Annotated in this window: 14 protein-coding genes; 11 read left to right on the top strand and 3 right to left on the bottom strand. The window is 64.7% G+C overall.

Going from position 1 to position 18562, the window contains the following annotated elements:
- Positions 1 to 389 precede the first annotated feature (389 nt).
- From CH249_RS27775 to CH249_RS03340, 3 genes are all read left to right on the top strand, one after another.
- Entirely contained in the window at positions 390 to 1784 is a 1395-nt protein-coding gene (locus CH249_RS27775; RefSeq protein WP_256988070.1) for an ice-binding family protein, read from the top strand.
- Positions 1785 to 1787: 3 nt separating this feature from the next.
- A complete protein-coding gene (locus CH249_RS03345; protein WP_217901366.1) occupies positions 1788 to 2465 on the top strand; it encodes a class F sortase in 678 nt (225 codons plus the stop codon).
- Positions 2466 to 2567: 102 nt separating this feature from the next.
- The gene (locus tag CH249_RS03340; protein WP_179273057.1) at positions 2568 to 4679 is read left to right on the top strand and encodes a glycosyltransferase family 39 protein; all 2112 of its coding nucleotides are present in this window, start codon (positions 2568 to 2570) and stop codon (positions 4677 to 4679) included.
- Between the two features lie 83 nt (positions 4680 to 4762).
- Here the strand turns inward: CH249_RS03340 and CH249_RS03335 are convergent, their stop codons facing one another.
- The 3 genes from CH249_RS03335 to CH249_RS03325 all read right to left on the bottom strand — a co-directional run bounded on the left by CH249_RS03335 (position 4763) and on the right by CH249_RS03325 (position 8627).
- Positions 4763 to 6631, bottom strand: a complete 1869-nt coding sequence (locus CH249_RS03335; RefSeq protein ID WP_256988069.1) for an HNH endonuclease signature motif containing protein — start codon at positions 6629 to 6631, stop codon at positions 4763 to 4765.
- A 531-nt stretch (positions 6632 to 7162) separates the two neighbouring features.
- Positions 7163 to 7567, bottom strand: coding sequence for an ASCH domain-containing protein (locus CH249_RS03330; RefSeq protein WP_094682186.1), 405 nt, complete (start codon positions 7565 to 7567; stop codon positions 7163 to 7165).
- 7 nt (positions 7568 to 7574) lie between these two features.
- A complete protein-coding gene (locus CH249_RS03325; RefSeq protein WP_256988087.1) occupies positions 7575 to 8627 on the bottom strand; it encodes an endonuclease/exonuclease/phosphatase family protein in 1053 nt (350 codons plus the stop codon).
- 100 nt (positions 8628 to 8727) lie between these two features.
- Here CH249_RS03325 and CH249_RS03320 point away from each other — a divergent pair, with 100 nt between their 5' ends.
- From CH249_RS03320 to CH249_RS03285, 8 genes are read left to right on the top strand one after another with little or no spacing between them, the layout of a single operon-like run.
- Positions 8728 to 9540, top strand: a complete 813-nt coding sequence (locus tag CH249_RS03320) for a TIGR03084 family metal-binding protein (protein ID WP_094682185.1) — start codon at positions 8728 to 8730, stop codon at positions 9538 to 9540.
- Positions 9537 to 11231: an acyclic terpene utilization AtuA family protein gene (locus tag CH249_RS03315; protein WP_094682184.1), complete on the top strand. Its 1695-nt coding sequence runs from the start codon at positions 9537 to 9539 to the stop codon at positions 11229 to 11231. Before CH249_RS03320 ends, CH249_RS03315 begins: the two co-directional genes overlap by 4 nt.
- The gene (locus CH249_RS03310; protein WP_094646945.1) at positions 11228 to 12376 is read left to right on the top strand and encodes an acyl-CoA dehydrogenase family protein; all 1149 of its coding nucleotides are present in this window, start codon (positions 11228 to 11230) and stop codon (positions 12374 to 12376) included. The genes CH249_RS03315 and CH249_RS03310 overlap by 4 nt, the downstream gene beginning before the upstream one ends.
- On the top strand, positions 12373 to 13971 hold the full coding sequence (locus CH249_RS03305) for an acyl-CoA carboxylase subunit beta (protein ID WP_094682183.1): 1599 nt from the start codon (positions 12373 to 12375) through the stop codon (positions 13969 to 13971). The genes CH249_RS03310 and CH249_RS03305 overlap by 4 nt, the downstream gene beginning before the upstream one ends.
- Before the next feature lie 4 nt (positions 13972 to 13975).
- The gene (locus CH249_RS03300) at positions 13976 to 15946 is read left to right on the top strand and encodes a biotin carboxylase N-terminal domain-containing protein (RefSeq protein WP_094682182.1); all 1971 of its coding nucleotides are present in this window, start codon (positions 13976 to 13978) and stop codon (positions 15944 to 15946) included.
- On the top strand, positions 15943 to 17103 hold the full coding sequence (locus CH249_RS03295) for an acyl-CoA dehydrogenase family protein (RefSeq protein ID WP_094659355.1): 1161 nt from the start codon (positions 15943 to 15945) through the stop codon (positions 17101 to 17103). Before CH249_RS03300 ends, CH249_RS03295 begins: the two co-directional genes overlap by 4 nt.
- Entirely contained in the window at positions 17103 to 17855 is a 753-nt protein-coding gene (locus CH249_RS03290; RefSeq protein WP_094682181.1) for an enoyl-CoA hydratase family protein, read from the top strand. The genes CH249_RS03295 and CH249_RS03290 overlap by 1 nt, the downstream gene beginning before the upstream one ends.
- A gap of 55 nt (positions 17856 to 17910) precedes the next feature.
- Entirely contained in the window at positions 17911 to 18534 is a 624-nt protein-coding gene (locus tag CH249_RS03285; protein ID WP_032394207.1) for a TetR/AcrR family transcriptional regulator, read from the top strand.
- The last annotated feature ends 28 nt before the right edge of the window (positions 18535 to 18562 follow it).

The raw sequence follows: 18562 nt of genomic DNA, 5'->3' as shown, positions 1-18562 counted from the left end.
GGTAGGCAACCTCTCGAAAGCAGTGAACCGACCGGTAAGTAGGGGGCAAACAAACTTGTTGTTCGACAACACTTTTCGCTTGACTCATTATCCTACACATGGTGTGCTGTAGCTCTACACCGTAGAGATACGGGGAAACTCTTAGTTGCGGAGTGGGCACGAGCCTCCGCTGATCGCATAGTTGTGTCACCTTGCCGAACTCCGTCGGCCGGTGACGTCATCGAATACGGAACCGCGATACCTCCACGCACTCGGATCGGTCCGGGGCGGCCGTTGAGCGTCGCGACATCAATTGCTGCGCAATCGAACTCGTCGGGGGATCGATTGCGCGGTTCACGAAGTCCGGCAACAAGTCCGCTTCGCCCAACCAGCAGAACGGTATGCAATCCATGCCCGCTTCACAGCACACGTGCACGTCGACCCCCATCAAGCGCAGGGGAAGAACCCTCGTTCCGCTTGCCGGTTCGGTCGCTTTGGCCACCAGCGCACTCATGCTGATCAACGTCCCCGCAGCCGAGGCTCAACCCACCACCGTCGAACTCGGCACCGCGGAGAGTTACGCCGTTCTGGCCGGCTCCAAGATCACGAACACCGGCCCGTCGAGGATCGGCGGCAACGTCGGAGTGAGCCCAGGCGTCGGTGTCGAACCGTTCATCACCGGATTCCCACCGGGAGAGCTCACCAGTGGAGTTATCGACGACCGCAATTCGGTTGCAGCGCAGGCGAAAGCGGATCTGAGTGACGGATACGACGACGCCGCCGGTCGACCGGGAGCAACCTCGACCGGAGTCGAACTCGGCGGACAGACATTGTTGGCCGGGTTGTACGGTTCGGGCACGTTCGACCTGACCGGAACCCTCACACTCGACGCACAGGGCAACTCCAACGCCGTATTCATCTTTCAAGCAGCGTCGACCCTGGTCACGGCGTCGGCAAGCAGTGTTTCTCTGATCAACGGCGCCAACGCGTGCAACGTGTTCTGGCAGATCGGAAGCTCGGCCACTCTCGGTACCGATACCGATTTCGTGGGCACGATCATGGCACGGGCGTCGATCACCGCGACCACGAATGCCGATGTGCAGGGACGGCTACTGGCTCTGGACGGAGCTGTCACCCTCGACTCGAACACGATCACCAACCCGGGTTGCGGAACCACCGAGCCGCCCGTGACCACCACGCCTCCGATTACGACCACGCCTCCGGTGACCACGACATCTCCGGAGACCACCACGCCTCCGGTGACCACGACATCTCCGGAGACCACCACGCCGCCGGTGACCACGACATCTCCGGAGACCACCACGCCGCCCGTGACCACGACATCTCCGGGTGATGGTGGCGGTACGCCGGGTGACGGTGGAGGTACGCCGCCGATCGTCATCGAGGTGCCCCCGATTCCGGGTGTGCCGCCGGTGATCACCATCCCGCCGATCCCGGGTGTCCCGAACGTGCCGAACGTGCCGAATCAGCCGAACGTGCCGAATCAGCCGAACGTGCCGAATCAGCCGAACGTGCCGAATCAGCCGAACGTGCCGAATCAGCCGAACGTGCCGAACCAGCCCAACACGCCTGATCAGCCGATCACACCGGGTGGCCCGGATCAGCCGGGCACGTACAACCCCGGTGGCCAGATCACACAGATCCCGAACGGTGGTGTCGACACCGGTGACGGCAGTACCGTGAACCGTTCGACTGCAACGTCGTTCGCTCCGATGTGGACATTGCTGGCGGTACTTGCGGTCGGTGCTTTCTCTGCCTTGGCTCTGACTCGTCGTCGGAACTGATCGGTGAGACCTACCGTCGAGGTATCGGTACCTCCGGCCGAATCCGCCCGCACCACGACCCGTCATCGGGTCGTGGTGCGGGCGGTGGCAGCGGCGTTCCTGGTGCTGCTGTCGCTGGTTGCCGGCTGCGCAACGCCCTCGGATGCCGGCCCCGCGCAGAACGAGTCGATGCCCTCGGCTTCTGCTCCCGCCGTCGTCACGCCGTCGGGTGAGGTCGGCGCCGGATCGTCGTCGGCGCCCGGGTCCCCGCCTGCGCGCCTCGAGATCGGTGCGATCGGCGTCGACTCCGATGTGATGGGTCTGGGTCTGCGTCCGGACGGATCGATGGAGGTACCCGCGGGCGGTTTCCCCGCCGGTTGGTACACCGGGTCGCCGGTTCCGGGGCAGCTGGGACCGTCGATCGTTGCGGGGCATGTGGATTGGGGCGGCAGCCCCGGTGTCTTCTACCGGCTGCGCGATCTCGAACTGGGCGACGATGTGACCGTTGTCAGCCAGGACGGCGGCACGGTCCGGTTCGTCGTCAGCGCGGTGGAGCAGTATCCGAAGGATGCGTTTCCCACCGACAAGGTCTACGGAGACATCGACCACCCAGGCTTGCGCTTGATCACCTGTGGCGGCCAATTCGACTCGGATATCTCCAGTTACGACGACAACATCGTCGTGTACGCCGATCGCGTCTGAGCGAGCTCTCTCGCTCACAGCAAGTTCGCAGGCTGCTCCCAGCCCGGCCGACGGTCCATCGCACATTCTCGTAGTCGACAACTTCGACGAACAGGATCTGCGATGACTGCCCAACTCGACCGACCGGCCGCGATGCCTCCGTCGCACGCCCGCCAGCCGTCCTGGCAGGACAGGTGGTGGTATCGCCGCCGGCACCTGCTCGGGCTGCTGGTTCTGCTCGCGGCCACGGCAACGCTGTACCTGTGGAACCTGACGGCAAGTGGCTACGCGAACACCTTCTACGCCGCTGCGGTGCAGGCAGGAACCAAGGACTGGACGGCGTGGTTCTTCGGGTCGCTCGATTCCGAGAACTTCATCACCGTGGACAAGCCGCCGGCCGCACTGTGGGTGATGGGACTGTCGGCTCGGGTCTTCGGATTCTCGAGCTTCAGCCTGCTTCTTCCCCAGGCGCTGATGGGTGTTGCCTCGGTGGCGACGGTGTATGCCGCGGTCAAACGCGTCGCGAACCCCGCGGCCGGTTTGCTCGCCGGCTTCGCCTTGGCGTCTGTTCCTGCGGCGGCGTTGATGTTCGACTTCGACAATCCCGACGCGCTGCTCGTTCTTCTCATGACACTCGGCGGCTACTTCGTCGTGCGGTCTCTGCAGACTTCGGCCGGGCGTCGGGCTGCGATGTGGCTCGCGTTGGCCGGTGTGGCTCTCGGGTTCGCGTTCCTCACCAAGATGTTGCAGGGATTGTTGGTGCTGCCCGCGTTCGGATTCACGTATCTCGTTGCGGGACACGCGCAGTTGCGGGCCCGGTTGCTGCATCTCGTCGGCGCGTTCGCAGCGCTGATCGTCGCTGCGGGGTGGTGGGTGGTGACGGTTCAGTTGTGGCCGGAGAGTGCCCGACCGTACATCGGCGGATCCACCGACAACACCGTGATGGATCTGGTGCTCGGGTACAACGGGCTGGGCCGAATTTTCGGTAACACCGGCGGTGGCGGGATGGAGGCTCCGGCCGGAATGAGTGCCGGGGCAGCCGGGTCCAGCTTCGGCGGCTCGACCGGTCTGGACCGACTGTTCGGCAGCGAGATGGGAATCCAGATCTCCTGGCTCATCCCGGCGGCCCTGGTGGCGCTGGTCTTCGGGTTGACCGCTCGTGGCCGAGCGCCACGTACCGACCTTCTCCGTGCCTCGCTGATTCTGTGGGGCGGCTGGTTCCTTGTGACAGCGCTGATCTTCAGCTACATGTCCGGAACGATTCACCCGTACTACACCGTCGCGCTCGCCCCTGCACTCGCGGGCATGATCGGAACCGGCGGCTACGCGCTGTGGCTTCGACGCGAATCGATATGGGGCAGAGCCGGTATGGCCACCATGATGGTTGCGGCCGGTGCCTGGAGCTGGGTGTTGTTGCACCGCAACGCGGACTGGCTGCCGGCACTGAAATGGATCCTGTTGGTGGGAACAATCGTCGCTGCTGTGATGATTCTGTTCGCGGGGCGGTACCGAAAGCTCACCGCCGCTGCGTTGATCCTCGGAGCCGTGGCCGGTCTCGGTGGCGGCGCGTCGTATGCCATCGCTACGACGACGAACGCGCACAGTGGTTCCATCCCCACTGCAGGTCCGACCGGTGCAGTCAGCGACGGAGGCCTGGGTGGAATGCCAGGCGGCGGTATGCCTGGTGGTGGACTGCCGAGTGGTGGAATGCCGAGTGGTGGAATGCCGACGGGAGCGATGCCGGGTGATGCTGCTCCGAATGATGCTGTGCTGGGCGGTGATGCGGCCATGCCTGCCGATGCGGCCGATCTTCCGGCAGGCTTCGCCACCGGTGACGGCGGCACAGGCGGCATGCCCAGCATGGGTGGCATGGGCGGTGAGACCGACGAGGAGTTGACGGCTCTGCTCGAATCCACGACCACGAGGTGGTCCGCTGCGGTGAACGGTTCGATGTCCGCAGCCGGATACGAGTTGTCGTCCGATACGGCCGTCATGGCCATCGGCGGGTGGAGTGGTGATCCTGCGCCGTCGCTCGACGAGTTCATCGAGTACGTCTCCAACCACGAGGTGACGTACTACGTGTCCGGAGGAATGGGTGGCGGTATGGCTCGTGGAGGAATGGGCGGCGACTCGGAGAGTACGTCCTCACAGATCCAGGAGTGGGTCGAGGCGAACTTCACGGCGACCACGGTCGGCAGCGCGACGGTGTACGACCTGAGTACCTACGCACGCTGACACCCACGAACGACCACGCACAGGTGTTCCGCCGCAGACATACTCGACTGCGGCGGAACACCTGTGTGCACTCCCGGGCCCGGTCAGAAGGGCGGTGGCTCGTCCTCGGGTGCCCAGGCGGGCACCGGGGTCGGTTGTGGATCCGCTGGCTGTTGAGTCGACGAATCGCGCCGAGGTGCCGACCCTCTCGGCTTCGAGTGGATCCTCGGTAGGTGGCTGAAGTCCGCGAGTTGTGTCGTGCCGGGAACCGTGATCGCGGTGGTGCCGGCGTTCGAGAGCCAGAACTCGACACCGTCCGCGAGCATGACGGGAGTCCACACACCCATTGTCTTGAGGCTGTGGTGATAGCGGCACAGGCAGTGCAGGTTGGTATCGATGGTCCATCCTCCCGTCGAGGGGTCGCGATGGAGATACGGCACGATGTGGTCGATCTCGCATTGCTGGGCCGGGACATCGCAGCCCGGGTGTCGACAGGTGCGGTCGCGGTACCGAATACGTTCTGCGAGTGCAATAGTGGGCCGATAGTCGAGCGCTCCGGGTGGTGGCAGCACCAGGCCGCCGTGCCCGTCCGGGTGCAGCGCGACCCCGAGGGTGGGTTCTGCTGCGATTGCCGCTTCGAGTTCGGCAACGAACGTGTAGGTGCCGCGATACGGGGTTGCGACACAGCTGTTTCGCGGTGATTGTGCGGACTTCGGGGCTTGCGGGGGCCGAGGAACAGAACCGCCGACCCGACGACGACTGCGCCCCAGGGGATGGAACACCACATGCGACCTGCTGCCCTCGGGCCTGCTGCCCTCGGACCGGCTGTTCTTACGTGCCTTCGATCCTCGTGGCTTCGCACCTCTCGATCCGCCGTGGTTCTTTCCACCGCTGCCGCTGCCGCTGTCGGTCCTGTTGTCGACAGCCTTGTCTTCCTTACCTGCGTCATTCTCGGTGTCGGTGTCGGTGTCGGTCTCGAGATCGATGAGTGATTCCAGGTCGTCGCCGTAGCCGAGTTTGTCGGCGAGGTTGCGTGCCTCGGTGAGAAGAATCTGCCAGTGCGCGTTGTCGGCGAGTTCTCGGGCGTATTCGGCATCGATGGTGCCGTGCCCGGACAGGTGAGCCGGATTGGACAGCAGACCGGCGAGCGTGGCGAGGTCGACCGTGATCACGGTCAGCGGCGCACGCCGATTCGGGCGTGAGGTATCTGCCGTGCACGGATTGTCGTCGTCGGGCTCGCACAAGCATGCTATCGACGACTCCTGATGCAGCAGAGCAACATACGCGGCTGCGCGCTTCTGCCCTCTGTTTCGCGGATCGCGTCGGCAGACGGTAGCGGCCATCTCGTTGATGAGTTGCCAGGCCGCGGCGGCGTCCGCCGCGGTGAGGTCGGCCTTCAGCGTCGACAGCACATCTTTGTCGGTGTATGTGACGTTGGTGTGCCGTTCCAAGTCCTTGCGTAGAGCGGCAGCCTGTTCGGGTGCGATTCGAAACATGATCGACCAGATTTCCGTCGCCAGAGGACCGGGTGACAGGCGTCGGGCGGCGTACAGGACCTCGCTTTGGACGGCCGTCGCCGCGTCCTGAGTCAGGTTGTGGGTGCAGCGGTATATCGCGCGGACGCGGGGTAGGTCGAGTTCGCCGGCCTCGAATGCTGCGGCGACGGCGGGAAGCCGGAGTCGAAGGTCCATTCCGACCTCGGCGTATGTGTTCGCAACGGTCTTCGAGCAACCCAGGACGTGCGCAATTTCGGAAGCCGCGTAGTTGCCCGCGTCCTGAATGACATCACCGACGAGGACGTTCTGATGAATGCATGTGTCCCAGATGGCTGCGGCCAGAGCGACCTTGCGAGCGCACGCCTGATTTTCCAGAATCGCGACATCTCGAATCTCGGCCAACGAAGCAGGCTCGATGTACGGCTTCGATTGCGGCCCGAGATAGGCCGCGAACCGACTGCGCGTCGATGTGGTCACTGTGTCATCGCCCCCGGCAAGTGTTCTCAAACAGTGTAGAACGTGTGTTCGACTGTAATGGAACGTGGCTCGTCCGTCAATGCCAATATCGTTGCAGCGAAACGGAATCGACGTATGAGTGCCCATACACCAACCCACCGACACGATGTATTGACCCGGACGCTGCGTCGAGCACGCAACGATCACCACGATCCAGGACTGATCCGCATTCCGGACTCGATTACCGAACCGCTTCTCCGGCTCCGTGCTGCCGTCGAACAGTGCGTGCGGAAGCCGACAACGTCAGAGCCGAGACATCGACCAAGATTTTGAAAGAGATTCGAGCGATCTGCGACAACTGTCTGACCATGGGGCTGGCGGCCAAGTCCGTAAGCGCGACGGTGCACTCTGCTACCCGGACGAGGACGGTCCCATCCGCTGGCGGCAAAATGTTCGATCCTCGCCTGTATCTCACGGGTGCCTTAGGTCGTCTGGACCGCTCGACAGCAAGGGCAGGGCTCTTGGCGTCCATCCCGAGGCCGCCACCCGGCCTCATTCCGACACGAGTGCGAAGCGCTCCAGGACCACCTGGGTGTCGTCGTTCACGGTGAAGTGTGGATCGCCCAGTTCCTCGCGGACCTCCGCCGACTGCCAGAACTTCTCGTGCCCGGTTCGCCACTGCGCGACGTCGATGTATCCTTCGCCCTCGTCGAGCGCGTGTTGCAGTGAAACATCGCTCAGCGCAACGATTTCGACGCCTGTCGTCTCGATGAATCCGACCACGACACCGGCGGAATCCACCACCGCGCCGCGTTCGCCGACTCTCGGCAGCTCCTCGTCGGCGTACTGCACCAACAGGCTTGCTGTACTGGTCTTCTCGCCGGAGAGAACGGCCGCGACCAGGGCATCCCGCAGGGGGCCGGGATACGCGAATTCGACAATCGGTAGATCGATCACGCACCCATCATATTTCGAGGTCGGCCCACACCAGTCGATGGTCCGAGGGATGCTCGGGCTGATTCGGCCAGTACACCTGCGAATCGATGACCGTCAGGTCGTCCGAGGGCAACACGTAGTCCACCCGCAGGTCACCCGGCGTAGGGTCAGCGAAATCTGCTGTGTCCGTGCCATGTTCGGCCGACGTGGGTGCCGGATCCTGAACCCGCGGAAGGTCGAGAACCTGCGCGATGGCACCGGCAACCGAATCACCGTCGACCGGATCGCTGTTCTGATCGCCCAGCATGACGAACGACGCACCGTCCTCGAGCCCACCGCGCACACCGTTGTCGTCGTAGAGGTAGTCCGCACCCGAGATGTAGTCGGCACTGAGCCTGATCTCGTCGTGGTTGCGCTTGCCGTTGCGGTCCTCGGGTCCGTCGAAGGACGGGGGAGTGGGGTGCGACGCCAGCACGTGCAGCGTCTTCCCGTTCACGTCGATCGGCACGTCCCAGTGCGATTTGCTGGACAGTCGAAGCCGGTCGGACACGTCCCCGTAATAGTCGCGCGGCAACAGCGAATCCGGCATGTCCTTCCACAAGAAATTCTGGAACGTGCGTACCGAATCGGTCGCGATCGGATATTTCGAGTACACGACCATCCCGTACTGGCCCGGGAACTGACCGAACCCCCATGCGTCGCCCGGTCCGCCGAGTTCGCCGTCCCGGTCGAGGTCGAGCCCCGAATCGACGCCGGTGTTCACGGGCGCAGTGAAGGAGTGCGGGTACTGCCCGTCGAGGTAGTTGTCGTTGAACAAGGCCACTGCGTCGTTGCCCGAATAGTCGAACTCGTTGACCAGCAACACATCCGGTGAGTTCGCGGCGATCACATCGGCTGCCGCGCGAGCCTGAGCGTTCTCGCCCTGCAGGTCGGTCATCAGCTGCCCGGCTGCGGATCGATTGAGGCTGGCGTTGAACGTCGCCACCCGGATGCTCGACAGTTCGTCGGTGGCGGTGTCCGCAGAGGAGCAACCGGCAGCCATGAAGGTCAGGGTAACGGCGACGGCCGTGAGTCTCGACATTTTCACGTTCCGCACCGTAGAGACGGCAAGCGAACGTAAGGTTACGAATTAACAAGCAAGCGTGCTTGCTTTTTTCAGGACCTCCTGTGAAGCTGGGCTCATGGCAGACCTCGACCCTCTCGTCGACGACCTACGCGCCGAGGGCAACGACCTCGACGCACTCGTGGCCGAACTGACCCCGGAGCAATGGGCGGCACCGACACCGGCCGCGGGCTGGACCGTCGCGCATCAGATCGCACATCTTTCCTGGACCGATCACGTCGCGGAGCGAACTACGTCCGCAGCGTCCGGCGATATCGAGGCCAAGGAGGAGTTCGCTCTCACCCTGAAGAAGGCATGGGAGAACCCCACCGGCTTCGTCGACGAGGCCGCCGAGGAAGAATCTCGTAACCCGAACCTGCTGAGCGAATGGCGAACCCGACGCCAGGCGATGACCGATGCTCTCGTGCAAGTCCCGTCCGGGACCAAGATCGACTGGTTCGGCCCCCCGATGAGCGCCGCGTCGATGGCCACAGCACGGTTGATGGAGACCTGGGCGCACGGTCAGGATGTCGCCGACGCACTGGGCGTCACCCGCGTCGCCACCGACAGAATTCGCGGCGTCGCGCACATCGGCGTCCGGACAAGGGATTTCGCCTACGCCGTCAACGATCAGGCTCCGCCCACCACCCCGTTTCGCATCGAGCTCACCGCACCGTCGGGTGAGCTCTGGACGTGGGGGCCCGAGAACGCTGCCCAACGCGTGAGCGGACCGGCCCTCGACTTCTGCCTCCTCGTCACCCAGCGCGCCCACCGCGACGACCTCGACATCCGCGCCGAGGGAACCGACGCCGCGCACTGGATCACCATCGCCCAGGCCTTCGCAGGCCCTCCCGGGGCCGGACGGCCACAGTCAGGACGAGAGACAGCATGACCGTACGAATCGGCAACTGTTCGGGCTTCTACGGAGACCGGCTGTCCGCGATGCGCGAGATGCTCGAGGGCGGCGAACTCGATTACCTCACGGGCGACTACCTCGCCGAGCTGACGATGCTCATTCTCGGCCGCGATCGGATGAAGGACGCGACCCGGGGCTACGCCAAAACCTTTCTGCGCCAGGCAGAGGACTGCCTCGGATTGGCACTGGACAAGGGTGTCAAGATCGTTGCCAACGCAGGCGGACTCAACCCCCGCGGCCTGGCCGAGGCATTGGAGAAGCTGGACTCCGGCGCGAAGATCGCCTACGTCGACGGCGACGACCTCCTCGGCAGAGCGGCCGAACTCGGCCTCGGCAGCCCGCTGACCGCAAATGCCTACCTCGGCGCGTGGGGCATCGTGGAATGCCTGAACTCCGGGGCGGACGTCGTCGTCACCGGGCGCGTCACCGACGCCAGTGTCATCGTCGGACCTGCGGCGGCTCACTTCGGATGGACTGCAACCGATTACGACGCATTGGCCGGGGCCGTCGTCGCCGGGCACGTCATCGAATGCGGAACACAGGCGACGGGCGGCAACTACTCCTTCTTCACCGAGATCGCCGACATGTCCCGTCCCGGCTTTCCCATCGCCGAGATCGAGTCCGACGGATCGTCCGTCATCACCAAGCACGAGGGCACCGGCGGTGCTGTCAGCGTCGGCACCGTGACTGCCCAGTTGCTGTACGAAATCACCGGCGGCCGCTACGCGAACCCTGACGTCACCGCGCGGATCGACTCAGCGATCCTGACGCAGGAATCCAGCGATCGGGTGTCCATCACCGGTGTGACCGGTGAAGCGCCGCCGCCCACCTACAAGGTCTCGCTCAATGCGCTCGGCGGCTTCCGCAACGAATTCACCATGGTGCTCACCGGACTGGACATCGAAGCCAAAGCCGGACTGGCACAGCGTCAGTTCGAGTCCTGGCTCCCGGCGCGGCCGACCGAGCTGGACTGGACGCTCGTCCGCACCGACAAGCCCGATGCCGAGACGGAGGAGACGGCCAGTGCTCTGCTGCGCTGCGTCGCCCGCGACAGCAACCCCGACGCCGTCGGACGTCAGTTCTCAGCGGTGGCAGTCGAACTCGCACTGGCGAGCTATCCGGGGTTCTCGGTCACCGCGCCACCCGGGAACGGAGCCCCGTACGGAGTCTTCACCGCAGGCTTCGTCGACGCAGCCGAGGTACCGCACGTCGCGCACCTGGCCGACGGCACCGAGCGCGCCGTCGCACCGTCGACCGAGACGCGGGCACTCGAGCCCCTCGCAGAACCGGCGCTACAGGCACCGCGACCGGACGAGGCGACCATCCGGCTCCCACTCGGCACCATCGCCGCGGCCCGAAGCGGAGACAAGGGCGGCAACGCCAACGTCGGAGTCTGGGTGCGCACCGACGACGAATTCGTCTGGCTCGTCCATGCATTGACGGTCGAGACCCTGAAGCAGATGCTTCCAGAGGCAGAACCGCTCACCGTCACCCGGCACGTACTGCCGAATCTGCGGGCCGTCAACTTCGTCATCGAGGGCATCCTCGGTCAGGGCGTGGCATCGCAGGCCCGATTCGATCCACAGGCCAAGGGACTGGGCGAGTGGCTGCGATCGCGGTACATCGACATCCCCGAAACCCTGGCATTCAAAGGAGACTTCACATGAGTATCTGGACGACGCCGGAGCGTCAGCAGCTTCGAAAGACCGTCCGCAGTTTCGTCGAGCAGGACATCGCTCCGCACATGAACCAGTGGGAGGCCGATGGCGAGATACCGCGTGAGCTGCACAAGAAGGCGGCCGCTCTGGGGTTGATCGGCGCAGGTTTCCCCGAGGAGGTCGGCGGCGACGGTGGAGATCTGGCCGACGCAGTCGTGATCTGCGAGGAGATGCATCAGGCCGGAGCGTCGGGTGGCCTGTTCGCGTCGTTGTTCACCAGCGGAATCGCGTTGCCGCACTTGGTTGCAGCGGGTGACGCCGACCAGATCGAGAAGTGGGTGCGGCCCACGCTGGCGGGGGAGAAGATCGGCTCGCTCGCGATCACCGAGCCGGGTGGCGGCTCCGACGTCGGCCACCTCAGGACGAGGGCGGTCAAGGACGGCGAGCACTACGTCGTCAACGGATCCAAGACGTACATCACCTCGGGGTGCCGAGCAGACTTCGTCGTCACCGCGGTCCGCACCGGAGGCGAGGGCGCAGCCGGTGTCTCGTTGCTCGTCATCGAGAAGGGCACACCCGGGTTCGAGGTCACCGGCAAGCTCGACAAGATGGGGTGGCGCGCATCGGACACCGCTGAGCTGTCGTTCGTCGACGCCCGGGTTCCCGTCGCCAACCTCGTCGGTGCAGAGAACAGTGGTTTCGCGCAGATCGCGCAGGCGTTTCTCACCGAGCGCATTGCGCTCGCGGCCCAGGCCTACGCCAGCGCGCAGCGATGCCTCGATCTGACGCTGCAGTGGGTTCGTGATCGCGAGACCTTCGGAAAGCCGCTCATCGCACGGCAATCGGTGCAGAACACCGTCACCGAGATGGCGCGCAAGATCGACATCGCACGTGTCTACACCCGATCCCTCGTCGAGCGGTCCCTGCAGGAGAACCAGGACTTCATCGCCGAGGTGTGCTTCGCGAAGAACACCGCCGTCGAGTCGGGAGAGTGGGTCGCCAATCAGGCAGTGCAGCTTTTCGGAGGGTTGGGCTACATGCGCGAGAGCGAGGTCGAGCGGCAGTATCGCGACATGCGCATCCTCGGCATCGGCGGCGGCACCACCGAGATTCTCACCGGGCTGGCAGCAAAACGATTGGGGTATCAGGCATGAGCGTGCTGAAGTCCACGCTGGACACGGCCTCGGAGCAGTTCTCCGGAAATGTCGACGCGATGAACACCAAGCTCGACGAGATCGACGTCGAGCACTCGAAGGCTCTGCTCGGCGGCGGTGAGAAGTACATCGAGCGCCACAAGAAGCGTGGCAAGCTCCTCGCCCGCGAACGCATCGAGCTGCTGATCGACGAGGACTCGGCATTTCTCGAACTGTGCCCACTCGCGGCCTGGGGCAGCGACTTTCCCGTCGGAGCCAGCACCGTCATGGGCATCGGCGTCGTATGCGGAGTCGAGTGCCTCATCGTCGCCAACGACCCGACGGTCCGCGGCGGAGCCAGCAACCCCTGGACGCTGAAAAAGGGTTTCCGCGGCAACGACATCGCCACGCAGAACCGGCTCCCGGTGATCTCGTTGGTCGAATCCGGTGGAGCCGATCTACCGACGCAGAAGGAGGTGTTCATCCCCGGCGGTCGCATGTTCCGTGATCTGACGCAGCTCTCGGCGGCGGGCATCCCCACGATCGCGTTGGTGTTCGGTAACTCCACCGCAGGCGGGGCGTACATCCCCGGCATGTCCGATCACGTCGTCATGGTCAAGGAACGTTCCAAGGTCTTCCTCGCCGGACCGCCGCTGGTGAAGATGGCCACCGGCGAGGACTCGGACGACGAGTCGCTCGGCGGGGCCGAGATGCACGCCCGAAAGTCCGGTCTCGCAGACTACTTCGCCGTCGACGAGCAGGACGCCATCCGCATCGGACGCAGCATCGTCTCCCGATTGAACTGGAAGAAGAAGGGCCCGGAGCCTCGCGCCGAGGTCATCGAGCCGTTGGCCGACCCAGAAGATCTGCTCGGCATCGTTCCCACGGATCTGAAGATCCCGTTCGACCCGCGCGAGGTCATCGCCCGCATCGTCGACGGTTCCGATTTCGACGAGTTCAAGCCCATGTACGGCGGATCGCTGGTCACCGGATGGGCCGAGCTGCACGGATATCCGATCGGCATTCTGGCCAACGCCCGCGGTGTGCTCTTCAGTGAAGAATCGCAGAAGGCGACGCAGTTCATCCAGCTCGCCAATCGGTCGAACACCCCACTGCTGTTCCTGCACAACACCACCGGCTACATGGTCGGTAAGGAGTACGAGGAGGGCGGGATGATCAAGCACGGAGCGATGATGATCAACGCCGTGTCCAACTCCACGGTGCCGCACATCTCCATTCTGCTCGGTGCGTCGTACGGAGCCGGTCACTACGGCATGTGCGGACGGGCATTCGATCCGCGGTTCCTGTTCGCCTGGCCGTCGAGCAAATCCGCCGTCATGGGCGGCGCGCAACTCGCAGGTGTCATCTCGATCGTCGGACGCGCTGCCGCCGAGGCTCGCGGACAGGCCTTCGACGCCGAAGCCGATGCCGGAATGCGCGCGATGATCGAAGGCCAGATCGAGGCCGAGTCGATGCCGATGTTCCTCTCCGGACGCCTCTACGACGACGGCGTCATCGACCCCCGTGATACCCGCACGGTGGTGGGAATGTGCCTGTCGGCCATCGCCACCGCCCCGATCGAAGGCACCGCCAACTTCGGTGTCTTCCGGATGTGAAGCCATGACCATAACGTCCGTTCTAGTAGCCAACCGCGGCGAAATCGCCCGACGCGTCTTCACCACCTGCCGCGCCGAGGGCATCGACACGGTCGCGGTCTTCTCCGACGCCGACGCGAATGCCCCGCACGTGCGGGAGGCCGATGCGGCCGTTCGTCTGCCCGGCAACAGTTCGGCCGAGACCTACCTGCGCGGCGAGCTCGTCATCGCCGCTGCGGTACACGCCGGAGCCGACGCCGTGCACCCGGGTTACGGATTCCTCTCCGAGAACGCCGATTTCGCACAGCAGGTGCAGAACGCGGGCCTGACGTGGATCGGGCCGCCCGTCAAGGCGATCGAATTGATGGGTTCGAAGGTCGAGTCCAAGAAGATGATGGCCGACGCCGGAGTACCGGTGCTGACCCAGCTCGATCCCGAGTCGGTCACCGAGAACGAACTGCCCGTGCTGATCAAGGCCTCCGCAGGCGGAGGCGGGCGCGGCATGCGCATCGTGCGCGACCTCGAGAACCTGGACTCGGAGCTCGAAGCGGCCGGGCGCGAGGCACTCTCGGCATTCGGCGACGGAACGGTGTTCGTGGAGCGGTACATCGAGACCGGCCGACACATCGAAGTGCAGGTCATGGCGGACCGATTCGGCACGGTGTGGACGGTGGGCGAGCGTGAGTGCTCGATCCAACGCAGGCATCAGAAGGTCGTCGAGGAGGCACCGTCGCCGCTCGTCGAACGTATCGACGGCATGCGCGAGAAGCTGTTCCATGCGGCGACCTTGGCCACCGAGGCCATCGGCTACGAGGGGGCAGGCACCGTCGAATTCCTCGCCGACGAGAAGGGCAACTTCTTCTTCCTGGAGATGAACACGCGCCTGCAGGTGGAGCATCCGGTCACCGAGTGCACGACCGGACTCGACCTGGTGGCCTTGCAGATCGGGGTCGCCGCGGGGGAGCGGTTGCCCGCCGAGCAGCCGGAGACCCGCGGACACTCCATCGAAGTTCGCCTCTACGCGGAGGATCCGGCTCATGACTGGCAGCCGCAGAGCGGTGCCGTGCACCGATTCGAGATCCCCGGTGCGCAGTTCGAGGTGCTGGACAAGTCCGGCATCAGAGTGGACTCCGGCGTCGAAACCGGCAGTGTGGTGGGAACTCACTACGACCCGATGCTCGCGAAGGTCATTTCGTTCGCGCCGACGCGGGATCAGGCAGCGAACTTGCTGGCGAAAGCGTTGCAGAAGGCCACCGTTCACGGTCTGAAGACCAATCGCGATCTACTGGTCAACATCCTGCGACACCCGGCGTTCCTGGCCGGGGACACCGACACCGCGTTCTTCGACACGCACGGGCTCGATGTCCTGGCTCGGCCGATCGCACAGGCCCGCGCCCAGGAGTTGTCCGCACTCGCAGCGGCATTGGCCGATGCTGCGAGCAACGTCCGGAACGCCCGCGTGAATCGCGGATTGCCAGGCGGCTGGCGCAATCTCCGGTCCCAACCGCAGCGCAAAACGTACAACGACATCACCGTCGAATATTCGATCGGACGCAGCGGACTCACCTCCTCGGTGGGAGGCGTCGAACTCGATGGCGTCGAACTGGTCGAGTACACGCCGACCTCGGTGACGCTCTTCGACAACGGAATCCGTCGCATCTTTCAGGTGAGCAGCTACGGATCGGACGTGTTCGTCGATTCCGCACTGGGCCCGGTCGGGTTGATCAAGGCCCCGCGGTTCACCGATCCGACCGACGAGGTCGCGGCCGGTTCCTTGCTCGCACCGATGCCGGGCAGTGTCATCAGAATCGCTGCTGCGCAGGGCGATACAGTCACGGTCGGGCAGCCGATCCTGTGGCTCGAGGCGATGAAGATGGAACACACGGTGACCGCACCCGCGGACGGTGTGCTCACCGAACTGAACGTCACAGAAGGTCAACAGGTCGAAGTCGGCGCAGTGCTGGCCGTGGTAACCGAAGGAGCAGAACAATCATGAGTTTCATCGAGACCGAAGAGCAGAAGGGACTGCGTAACGCAGTCTCGTCACTGGGCAAGCGCTACAACTACATCGACTACGTTCTGCCCAAGGCGCGCAAGGGTGAGCCGCTGACCGAACTGTGGAACGAGGCGGGCAAGCTCGGTTTCCTCGGCGTCAATCTGCCCGAGGAGTACGGCGGCGGTGGCGCAGGCATCTACGAACTCGCGCTCGTGCAGGAAGAACTGGCCGCGCACGGTGCCGGTCTGCTGCTGGTCGTGGTCAGCCCGGCCATCTGCGGCACCATCATCGGCAAGTACGGCACGCCCGATCAGAAGCAGGAGTGGCTCACCGCCCTCGCCGACGGGTCCAAGATCATGGTCTTCGGCATCACCGAACCCGATGCCGGATCCAACTCTCACCAGATCACCACCACGGCGCGTCGCGACGGCGACGAGTGGTTGTTGAGGGGCAACAAGATCTACATCTCCGGCGTCGATCAGGCCGACGCGGTCCTCATCGTCGCGCGCACCGAAGATTCCAAGACCGGCAAGCTCAAGCCGGCCCTGTTCATCGTGCCCACCGACGCTCCGGGTCTGCAGAAGACGCAGATGGAGATGGACATCGTCGAGCCCGATCATCAGTTCGTGCTGTTCCTCGACGACGTTCGGCTTCCCGCCGAGGCGCTCGTCGGTGAGGCCGACGCCGCCCTGATGCAGTTGTTCGCGGGACTGAACCCCGAGCGCATTCTCGGTGCCGCGATGGCTGTCGGTATGGGTCGGTACGCAATCGACGCGGCAGTCAAGTACGCCAACGAGCGCACCGTCTGGAAGACGCCGATCGGAGCGCATCAGGGTCTCGCTCATCCGTTGGCGCAGTGCAAGATCGAACTCGAACTCGCCAAGCTGATGATGCAGAAGGCCGCGGTGCTCTACGACTCCGGCGACGACTTCGGCGCTGCCGAGGCGGCGAACATGGCGAAATACGCTGCGGCCGAGGCCAGTATCAAGGCGCTCGATCAGGCGATCCAGACCCACGGTGGCGCGGGCCTGAGCAGTGAGTACGGGTTGGCTGCGATGCTCGGGGCCGCCCGCATCGCCCGTGTCGCGCCGGTGAGTCGGGAGATGATCCTCAACTTCGTGAGCCAGCACTCGCTCGGACTGCCGAGAAGCTACTGATGGCCGTTCTCGTCGAATCGAGCAAGGACACGGCGTATTTGACGTTGGATTCGCCGCAGAATCGGAACGCACTGTCGTCGGTGTTGGTACAGGAGCTGACGGCGGGACTCATCGCTGCGGCGCACGACGACGACGTCAGAACGATCGTGCTCGGCCACACCGGCACCACGTTCTGCGCCGGAGCCGACCTCCGAGAGGCCGGCTCGTCGCCGGAACTGCGCACCAGGCAGATGCTGGACCTGATGCGGTTGATCATCGACACCCCGAAACCCGTCGTCGTGCAGATCGACGGACATGTGCGGGCCGGCGGGATGGGCCTGGTCGCGGCGTGCGATATCGCGGTGGCCGGACCCCAGAGTTCGTTCGCGCTGACGGAGGTTCGCCTCGGTCTGGCCGCGTCGGTCATCTCGGTGGCCGTGCTGCCGCGACTGAGCTCCCGGGCAGCGAGTCGCTACTTTCTCACCGGGGAGACGTTCGACGGTGCCACCGCCGAGGCTATCGGTCTGGTCACCGTGGCCGACGCCGTTCCCGCGGCAGCGGTGGCCGACTACATGATCATGTTTCGCAAGTGTTCGCCGCAGGGCCTGGCCGAGTCGAAGCTCCTCACCACGGCCGCGATCCGGCGCGAGATCGACGAACGCGGGTCGGCCGTCGCCGAGCAATCGGCCAGGTTGTTTGCGTCCGACGAGGCCCGAGAGGGGATGATGTCCTTTCTGGAGAAGAGGCCACCGTCCTGGGCGGCCGAAAAGTAGAGCGGTCGAGAAGTAGGTCGGCCGAGCGTCGGTAGGAGGGAGTACGGCGATGGTGATGGCGCGCGAACCCAAGCAGGACCGCAGCAGGGTCACGCGTCAGCGACTGCTCGAGGCGACGATCGATTCGCTCGCGGAGCAGGGCTGGGGTGCAACGACGGTCGGCGTGGTCGCCGAACGTGCCGGCGTGTCCCGCGGCGCGACCCAACACCACTTCCCGACGCGTGAGGACCTGATCACCGGAGCACTCGAGTACATGTTCGACACTCGGATGGACAGTGCTCGCCGCGAGGCGCAGGAGATTCCGGCGGGCCCCGGCCGGACGAAACTGGTGGTGGAGCGGCTCGTGGAGTACTACACCGGACCGATGTTCAAAGCGGCACTTCAGGTCTGGACGGCGGCATCGGCCGACCCCGAGTTGCGCGATCGGATCGTCCCTCTCGAAGAGCGGTTCGGTCGCCGTGCCCACCAGATGGCCGTCGAGAACCTCGGTGTCGACGACAACGATCCCGTCTCGCACCGTCTCGTCCAGGCGACCCTCGACCTCGCGCGTGGACTGGGTCTGGCCGATGTCCTGACCGACGACGCACGACGACGAGCCGAGGTCGTGCGCTCGTGGGCAGAGGTATTGGATGCGTCGTTGAACGCTCGGCTGTCCGCAGCTCCGGCGGGAGCGCTCTAGACCCACACGGTCTGCAGCACTGCGCAAC

This window comes from Rhodococcus sp. 05-2255-3B1 (assembly GCF_002258545.1).
In the GTDB taxonomy this organism is placed as follows: domain Bacteria; phylum Actinomycetota; class Actinomycetes; order Mycobacteriales; family Mycobacteriaceae; genus Rhodococcoides.
The sequence above is the reverse complement of the archived record's forward strand: the minus strand, read 5'-3'. Positions and strand labels throughout refer to the sequence as shown.

What these genes read in the sequence shown, in the direction of transcription:
- CH249_RS03295 (WP_094659355.1), top strand. Translation starts at nt 15,943, where the DNA reads ATGAGTTTCATCGAGACCGAAGAGCAGAAGGGACTGCGTAACGCAGTC.
- CH249_RS03320 (WP_094682185.1), top strand. Translation starts at nt 8,728, where the DNA reads ATGGCAGACCTCGACCCTCTCGTCGACGACCTACGCGCCGAGGGCAAC.
- CH249_RS27775 (WP_256988070.1), top strand. Translation starts at nt 390, where the DNA reads ATGCCCGCTTCACAGCACACGTGCACGTCGACCCCCATCAAGCGCAGG.
- CH249_RS03300 (WP_094682182.1), top strand. Translation starts at nt 13,976, where the DNA reads ATGACCATAACGTCCGTTCTAGTAGCCAACCGCGGCGAAATCGCCCGA.
- CH249_RS03340 (WP_179273057.1), top strand. Translation starts at nt 2,568, where the DNA reads ATGACTGCCCAACTCGACCGACCGGCCGCGATGCCTCCGTCGCACGCC.
- CH249_RS03310 (WP_094646945.1), top strand. Translation starts at nt 11,228, where the DNA reads ATGAGTATCTGGACGACGCCGGAGCGTCAGCAGCTTCGAAAGACCGTC.
- CH249_RS03315 (WP_094682184.1), top strand. Translation starts at nt 9,537, where the DNA reads ATGACCGTACGAATCGGCAACTGTTCGGGCTTCTACGGAGACCGGCTG.
- CH249_RS03305 (WP_094682183.1), top strand. Translation starts at nt 12,373, where the DNA reads ATGAGCGTGCTGAAGTCCACGCTGGACACGGCCTCGGAGCAGTTCTCC.
- CH249_RS03285 (WP_032394207.1), top strand. Translation starts at nt 17,911, where the DNA reads ATGGCGCGCGAACCCAAGCAGGACCGCAGCAGGGTCACGCGTCAGCGA.
- CH249_RS03290 (WP_094682181.1), top strand. Translation starts at nt 17,103, where the DNA reads ATGGCCGTTCTCGTCGAATCGAGCAAGGACACGGCGTATTTGACGTTG.
- CH249_RS03325 (WP_256988087.1), bottom strand. Translation starts at nt 8,627, where the DNA reads ATGTCGAGACTCACGGCCGTCGCCGTTACCCTGACCTTCATGGCTGCC.